Here is a 7,860-nt window from a genome sequence, read left to right on the forward strand (position 1 = left end):
TGTGAACGTTTTGTTTGTCCCCTGCAACGTTTACTAATATACCAACATTCCTAGCTTTCGTCAACTGTTTTCTCGAAATAAATACGAAACTTTTCTAAACCTGAACGTTTTTATTTTAGTAACTAAAAAACGAGGGGAATCCCCCTCGTTTCACGAACGATTTTTGGTGGTTATTAAAAATGGTACATATAGATCAAAAATGAATATTTATTAAAACATAAACTTATTATTCATTTTCCCAAGTCTTTTGGATAAATCCTGCTCTGCCGGATCCATGACTGTATCTATTATAATGAACACTATTCTTCCTATAAAAGTCTTGATGATAATCTTCTGCTTCATAGAATGGCTCAGCAGGTTCTATTGAAGTAACAATAGGGTCTTTGAATTTTCCGCTATTTTGTAAAGCTTGCTTTGAAGCTTCTGCAATTTCTTTTTGTTCTTCGTCATGGTAAAAAATTACTGGACGATAGGAATCGCCTCTATCTGCAAACTGACCAGCTGCATCAGTTGGGTCTGTTTGTCTCCAATAAATCTCGACTAATTCTTCATAATTAAATAATTCTGGATCGTAAGTTATCTGAACCGCTTCGGTATGTCCTGTAGTTCCTGTAGTAACTTGTTCGTAAGTTGGATTTTTTACATGTCCGCCTGTATAACCAGATATCACAGAATCTATACCCGGCAGAGAATCAAAAGGTTTTACCATGCACCAAAAACATCCGCCCGCAAATGTAGCTTTTTTTAAATTTGTTTGTCTCATATATATACCTTCCTTATCTCATTAGTATTCAATAGTATATCACGTCTAGTTCTCTATTTAAAAAATTACGATCAAAAAAAGGAAAGCCGAATCAGCTTTCCTTTCACCTTCTTACTTAACTTGTTAGCGTATCTCAGTTACTCCGCCCATATAAGAAACTAATGCTTCTGGAACTTTTACTGAACCATCTGCTTGTTGGTAGGTTTCTAAAATTGCGGCTACTGTACGGCCAACTGCTAAACCAGAACCGTTCAATGTATGAACGTACTCTAATTTTCCAGTTTCTTCATTACGGTACCGGATCTTAGCTCTTCTAGCTTGGAAGGCTTCTGTATTTGAACAAGAAGAAATCTCTCTATACGTGTCTTGAGCTGGAATCCAAACTTCCAAGTCATACGTTTTAGCAGCAGAGAAGCCCATATCTCCTGTACATAAAGCTAATACACGATATGGAAGATTTAGTTTCTTCAATACATCTTCTGCGTTAGCCGTCATTTTTTCCAATTCTTCATATGATTCTTCTGGCTTACTGAATTTTACCATCTCTACTTTATTGAATTGATGCAATCGAATCAAGCCTCTAGTATCACGTCCAGCACTACCAGCTTCAGATCTGAATGATGGACTTAACGCTGTAAAGTAGATAGGCAATTCTTTCTCATCAATGATTTCATCTTGATAGTAATTGGTTAATGGAACTTCGGCAGTGGGAATCAATGTCAAATCACTGTCTTCCATTTGAAAAACATCTTCTTTGAATTTAGGAAACTGGCCTGTTCCAAACATTGCTTTGCTGTTCACCATATAAGGTGTCATCATTTCTGTATATCCATGGTCGTAAATGTGCATGTCTAACATGAAGTTGTATACAGCACGTTCTAAACGAGCACCTAAACCTTTATAGTATAAGAAGCGGCTTCCAGATACTTTAGCTCCACGCTCAAAATCTAGTATGCCTAATTCTTCTCCGATTTCCCAATGTGGTTTTGGCTCGAAGTCGAATGTTTGAGGCTCCCCCCATTTACGTACTTCAACGTTCTCTTCTTCATCGGTGCCCTCTGGTACTGAGTCATGTGGTAAATTGGGTAATCTAGTTGCGATATGTTCGATTTCTTCTTCTATAGAAGCTAATTCCTGATCTAAGGTTTTGATCTTGCCGCCTAATTCACGCATTTCAAGAATTTTTTCATCTGCGTTTTCTTTGTTACGCTTTAAAGAAGCAATAGCATCTGATACTTCATTACGGTAACTCTTTGCTTTTTCTGTTTCTACTATAAGCTCTCTGCGTTTACTGTCTAAGTCGACATAGCGATTTAAATCCTCTTCTTTTACCCCACGTACAGCTAATTTTTTTGCCACAACATCAAAATTAGTTCTCAATTCTTTATTATCCAACATATCTAGTTCCTCCTCTAGTGACTCTTACAAATAAAAAAAGCCCAATTCTTCCCTGATATAGGGACGAATTGGACTTCACGTTCGCGGTACCACCCAGATTTAACTTGTTAAAGTTACTCTCTACTTCAGATAACGGTCTGGAGCCGAAATAATTTAATACTTAATAGAAGAAACTATCAAGGTTCATTATTTACTTCGTATGACGGATTCAAGAAAATTAACCATCAGCTTGCACCAACCGCTGACTCTCTAGAGATTTAACTTTTCTTTACTTGCTCACACTACTAACGTTCGTTGTATTCTTTTAATGTGTGTTTATTTTAACCAACTCATTTATATAAGTCAATACAAACTCTATTTCATTACTAAGAACTTTTAGCCGAAAATGTTAACGTAAAGATCTGTAAAGAAGTTTCCTACCCAACGCCCAGCAAGAATGAAGACATTAGCTTTCTTTACTTCTTCTGTAGTTGTTGCAGCAACTTGTTTACCTTCATTGCCATCAATGTAGCCTAACTCGTCGCCTTCTACATTGACTTGGACTTTACCAATTTCTTGACCTTTTTTAAATGGTGCTGTCAGTTTATCTTCTTCGTTTACTAACTTCGGATCTGCTTGGTAAGCAGCAGTCACTTGTTCAGCATCCGTACCTTGAGGTACCACAATAGATACATCTGATCCTGCAGCAACTTCAATTGCATCGTCTTTACCTTTAGCTACTGCTGTTTTTCCAGCTTCCGTTACAACATCGCCTTTTTTATAAACATCTAAAAATTCCCAGTTGGCAAAGACCCAATCCATGACCTTGTCTGTTTCCTTAAAACGAGACCCTTTGTCTTCTTCTCCATTTTCAGCATTCATGACAACAGTAATGATGCGCATATCATTTTCAACCGCTGTTCCTGCAATAGAAGCACCTGCGAAATCTGTTGTCCCTGTTTTTAAGCCGTCAACATTTTCACGTTCAAATAACAATCCTTCTAACATCCAATTCCAGTTGGACATATCGATAGCATCATCAGTGCCTTCTCTAAATGTCATTTTTGGTATACTGGTTGTTTCCAATACTTCCGGGTAATCATTTATTAAATGCATCGCTACTTCTGCAATTCCTCTTGCAGTCATAATGTTTTCATCTGTCTGCGAACTTCCTGGATACAGGTTCCCTTGTAAATCAGCGTTGTTTAGACCTGTTGAGTTGTACAGTTTGTAGTCTGTAATGCCCCATTCGTCTAGTTGGACTTTCATCATATCTACAAAAGCTGTTTCAGTACCTGCAATAGCCTCTGCGATAGCTATAGTTGCTCCGTTTGCTGAATAAATCGCTAAAGCTTGGTATAATTCTTCAATAGAATAAGTCTCATCTTGTCTCAAATGTACATTAGACAATCTTGTATCATGGCTGATCTTGAATGCATAATCACTGATTGAAACTTGTTGATCCCAGCTGATTTTTCCGCTCTCGATTGATTCAAATAAGATGTACTCCACGATCATTTTAGTCATCGATGCTATCCCTAGTGGTGTATCACCGTTTTGATTCAATAATACTTTCCCAGTTGTTGGTTCGATCGCAAATGCAGCTCCAGCTTTGATTTCAGGTGCTTTCGTTGCGGCAGAAACTTCTGTACTCATATTGAATTCAGTTCCCGCTATTTGGAAAGTTGGTGCAGCTGTCCCTAATAATACTGTTGCAGCAAATACTGCTCCAAATTTTTTTAATGTTTTCATCAATGTATGTTCTCCTCAAATAAATCTATTTTCTTTTTAAGTTAATGTCTGTTATTCATTTATTAAGTAATTCTCACTTTTTCTATATTAACGAAGACTGTATAAAAAAACAACCCTCTTTCTGCTTTAAAGGCAATGAAGGTTGTTTTCTATTCACACTTTTTTTGAAATTGATTCACGTGAAACATTATTCTATTTCACTTATGCTTCATCTAACGGCAATCGAATAATAAAGCTTGTCCATCCTCCTCCAGATCGCGCACTGATATCTCCATTGTGCAACTGAATGATGCTTTGAGCGATAGCCAATCCTAATCCTGTACCGCCTGTTTCTTGAGATCTTGATTCATCCGCTCTGTAAAAACGATCGAATAAATGCGTCAAAGCTTTAGGTGAGATTTCTGGTCCATCATTTTTCACAGTAATCACGGCTTCTTCATCCGTTTTTTCTACTTCAATTAAAATCTGTTTTCCATCTTTTCCATATTTCAACGCATTCGACAGCAGATTATTGAACACTCGCACCAGTTTTTCCGTATCTGCTTTCATATATAAACTAGGTAACGTAGAAACCACTTCTATTGTCATCTCTTGTTTACCAGCTTCCAACTCGAAATCTGCAGCAATTTGCTCCAACATTTGAATCATATCAAAGTAAACCAGATTTAAAGGTGTTGTTTTTTGGCGTACTCTAGTGTATTCAAACAGATCATCTACTAATACTTTCATTTGCTTAGCTTTTTGATAAGCTGTTTTGGTGTATTTCAACAGTTCTTCTTGATTGTGGTATCTGCCTTCTTCTATCAATCCTAAATATCCTATGATTGAGGTCAGAGGTGTTCTGATATCATGACTCACATTTGTAATCAGTTCATCTTTAGATTGTTCAATCATCCGCTCTTCTTCCATAGCTTTTACCGTGCTGTCCACCAGCACATGAATGCTGTCAACAACTCGAGACATATCGCCTCTGTAATCATGGGAAATACGATGGTCATAGTGTCCTTCTGCGATATAATGCAATTCATTGATAATATGAGTCAATTGATACTGGCGGTAACGTCTCTTCAAACGCCAATACGTCACAGATCCCGTTAAAATAAGCAGTAACACTAGAAATGGCGGTGTTGCAGTAAATACTTGGTTTCCTTGAATATTTACAATCACATCTCCTATTCCCCAAATCGATTTGAAAGATTCAGGGAAAATAAGTACGACGCGTTTCAAAATCATATGGACCGCATAATACGACAACAGCATGAGGCCAATAGTGATAAAAGCTTCTAGTATCATTTTACTTTTTTCTCTTCTAGATAGATTCACTAATAAAAAACTCCCTTACGTATAGTACAAACTGGACAGCAGTTCCATTTCAGTTTTATTAGCGATCCTCGATTTTATAGCCTACTCCCCATACTGTTTGGATCACTTTTTCGCCGCCCGTCGCTTCTTCAATTTTATCGCGCAAATGGCTGACATGAACCATGACCGTTTTGGCAGATACGATACTCTCTTGCTGCCACACACGTTCGAAGATCTCTTCTGCACTAAACACACGATTCGGGTGACTTGCCAACAAATAAAGAATCCCAAACTCCAATACCGTCAAAACGATTCTTGTTCCTGTGAGTGTCGTCACTTCATGAGAGTCTTTTTCAATGATTAAGGGACCTATCTCTAATTTGTTTGGCTGTTCAGGTACAGCTGTATACGTACTTCTGCGCAATAAGGATTTGATGCGGGCCATGACTTCTAGCGGATTGAACGGTTTTACTACATAATCATCCGCTCCTGTTATCAAGCCTTTGATCTTATCAACATCTGTTGAACGCGCACTCAACATCAAAATCGGCAGTTGCGAATCTTTTCTAATCTCTTTGATGATCTCATATCCGTTCATTTCCGGCATCATAACATCCAACACTACCAAATCGATCTCTTGGGTATTCAATTTACTCAACGCTTCTTTTCCATTATACGCTTTTTCCAGTTCATAGCCTTCGTTTTGGATATAAATACCTAAAAGCTCGACAATCTCTTTGTCATCATCAATGACTAATATCTTCATACCGATCCCTCTTCCCCTACAAATAGTGTTAACCTAATCATAACAAAAAAGAACCATTGGAAAAGTAAAATAATGTTTAAGTTTACTGGTTTTCTGTATAAGAAAAAGACTGCCTCATTCGAGACAGTCTTTCCACTTATACTTCAGACGCGCTTCCTAAGCCAGACTCTCTATGATTTCACTTCCCTTTTTGTTTAGGAAAAACACCCAATTAAAAGGGGAAGATGAAATCTACGAGAGCCTAAACGGCTTAATTACGCGCTCTCTTTTTTATTGAATTGAGTAGTTTGGTGATTCTTTTGTGATTTGAACATCATGTGGGTGAGATTCGCGTAGTCCCGCTCCGCTCATTTGAACAAATTGAGCGTCATCACGCAATTCTTTCAAGTTAGCAGCTCCAACATAACCCATACCTGAACGAATTCCGCCAAGCATTTGGAAAATGATGTCTTGAACGCTTCCTTTATAAGCTACGCGTCCTTCGATACCTTCTGGGACCATTTTATTCGCTTCATTGTTGGATTTTTGGAAGTAACGGTCGCTGGAACCAGCCTTCATAGCTCCTAAGCTTCCCATACCACGGTAAGTTTTGAAACGACGGCCTTGGAAAATTTCAAATTCACCTGGAGACTCATCAGTTCCAGCCAACATTCCGCCTAACATAACTACATGTCCTCCAGCAGCTAAGGCTTTTACGATATCTCCAGAGTATTTGATCCCGCCATCAGCAATAATCGCTTTTCCGTACTCACGAGCAACTGCAGCAGAATCATAGATAGCAGTGATTTGGGGAACACCTACACCAGCTACTACACGAGTCGTACAGATAGATCCTGGACCGATTCCTACTTTAACAACGTCTACCCCTACCTCAAACAATGCACGTGTACCCTCTCCAGTAGCGACGTTTCCAGCGATGATCGCAACGTCTTGGAATTCTTCACGGATTTCTTTGATTTTGCGGATAACTCCGGCACTGTGACCATGAGCTGTATCGATGATGATCGCATCTACACCTGCATCGATCAATGCTTGAGCGCGTTCAAATGTATCACTAGTTACACCAACAGCTGCAGCTGCTAACAAACGTCCATGATCATCTTTGGCAGCATCGGGGAATTGGATTACTTTTTCAATATCTTTGATTGTGATCAAACCGCTTAGTCGACCTTCTGCATCAACTAAAGGCAATTTTTCAATCTTGTGTTGTTGTAATAGGTGTTCAGCTTCTTTAAGAGAAGTTCCTTCTGGAGCAGTCACTAAATGTTCTTTAGTCATGACAGCATCGATTTTTTGTGTGTAATCAGAAATAAAACGCAGATCACGGTTTGTTAAAATACCTACCAAGACACGGTCTTCTAAAGTATTTACGATTGGGACACCACTGATACGGTAACGAGACATCAAAGCTTCTGCATCAGATACTAAATGATCCGGAGTTAAGTAAAATGGATCTATGATAACTCCGCTCTCTGAACGTTTGACTTTGCGCACTTCATCCGCTTGAGCTTCGATACTCATGTTCTTATGAATAACTCCTAATCCGCCTTGGCGAGCCATAGCAATAGCCATTCGAGAATCTGTTACAGTATCCATACTTGCACTCATGATTGGTATGTTCAATTTGATTTTATCTGTCAATTGCACACTCAAATCTACTTCATTAGGCAAAACATGACTTTCTGCAGGCATAAGTAAAACATCATCAAAAGTGAATCCTTTTTTCGCGAATTTTGTATCCCAGTTAGACATTATTATCAAGCACTCCTTCTCAAATCTACTGAACTTTTGTCAGATTTTTTACTATCTAACCTACCACCTTAACCAACTGGGGTCAAGGTGTTTTCCAATTTCTTTCATTAAAACCCATTAATTTTAATCTATTACTCATCAGCAAGAT

General features: G+C 38.3%; 6 protein-coding genes and 1 other annotated feature. All 6 genes read right to left on the reverse strand.

The window, feature by feature from the left end; translation table 11 throughout:
- Window positions 1–226: 226 nt before the first annotated feature.
- Window positions 227–763, reverse strand: coding sequence for a peptide-methionine (S)-S-oxide reductase MsrA (gene msrA, locus ACE025_RS07545; RefSeq protein WP_485939016.1), 537 nt, complete (start codon window positions 761–763; stop codon window positions 227–229).
- 123 nt (window positions 764–886) lie between these two features.
- Window positions 887–2,161: a serine--tRNA ligase gene (serS, locus tag ACE025_RS07550; protein WP_485939018.1), complete on the reverse strand. Its 1,275-nt coding sequence runs from the start codon at window positions 2,159–2,161 to the stop codon at window positions 887–889.
- A 56-nt stretch (window positions 2,162–2,217) separates the two neighbouring features.
- Window positions 2,218–2,455, reverse strand: a binding site (T-box leader).
- 81 nt (window positions 2,456–2,536) lie between these two features.
- Window positions 2,537–3,892: a serine hydrolase gene (locus tag ACE025_RS07555; RefSeq protein ID WP_485939020.1), complete on the reverse strand. Its 1,356-nt coding sequence runs from the start codon at window positions 3,890–3,892 to the stop codon at window positions 2,537–2,539.
- A gap of 201 nt (window positions 3,893–4,093) precedes the next feature.
- Window positions 4,094–5,215, reverse strand: coding sequence for a sensor histidine kinase (locus ACE025_RS07560; RefSeq protein WP_485939022.1), 1,122 nt, complete (start codon window positions 5,213–5,215; stop codon window positions 4,094–4,096).
- A 58-nt stretch (window positions 5,216–5,273) separates the two neighbouring features.
- Window positions 5,274–5,960, reverse strand: coding sequence for a response regulator transcription factor (locus tag ACE025_RS07565; RefSeq protein WP_485939024.1), 687 nt, complete (start codon window positions 5,958–5,960; stop codon window positions 5,274–5,276).
- Between the two features lie 270 nt (window positions 5,961–6,230).
- A complete protein-coding gene (guaB, locus tag ACE025_RS07570; RefSeq protein ID WP_485939026.1) occupies window positions 6,231–7,712 on the reverse strand; it encodes an IMP dehydrogenase in 1,482 nt (493 codons plus the stop codon).
- Window positions 7,713–7,860 lie beyond the last annotated feature (148 nt).

The sequence above is a fragment of the Desemzia sp. AGC72 genome (assembly GCF_057334175.1).

What these genes read in the sequence shown, in the direction of transcription:
- serS (WP_485939018.1), bottom strand. Translation starts at nt 2,161, where the DNA reads ATGTTGGATAATAAAGAATTGAGAACTAATTTTGATGTTGTGGCAAAA.
- guaB (WP_485939026.1), bottom strand. Translation starts at nt 7,712, where the DNA reads ATGTCTAACTGGGATACAAAATTCGCGAAAAAAGGATTCACTTTTGAT.
- msrA (WP_485939016.1), bottom strand. Translation starts at nt 763, where the DNA reads ATGAGACAAACAAATTTAAAAAAAGCTACATTTGCGGGCGGATGTTTT.
- ACE025_RS07555 (WP_485939020.1), bottom strand. Translation starts at nt 3,892, where the DNA reads ATGAAAACATTAAAAAAATTTGGAGCAGTATTTGCTGCAACAGTATTA.
- ACE025_RS07565 (WP_485939024.1), bottom strand. Translation starts at nt 5,960, where the DNA reads ATGAAGATATTAGTCATTGATGATGACAAAGAGATTGTCGAGCTTTTA.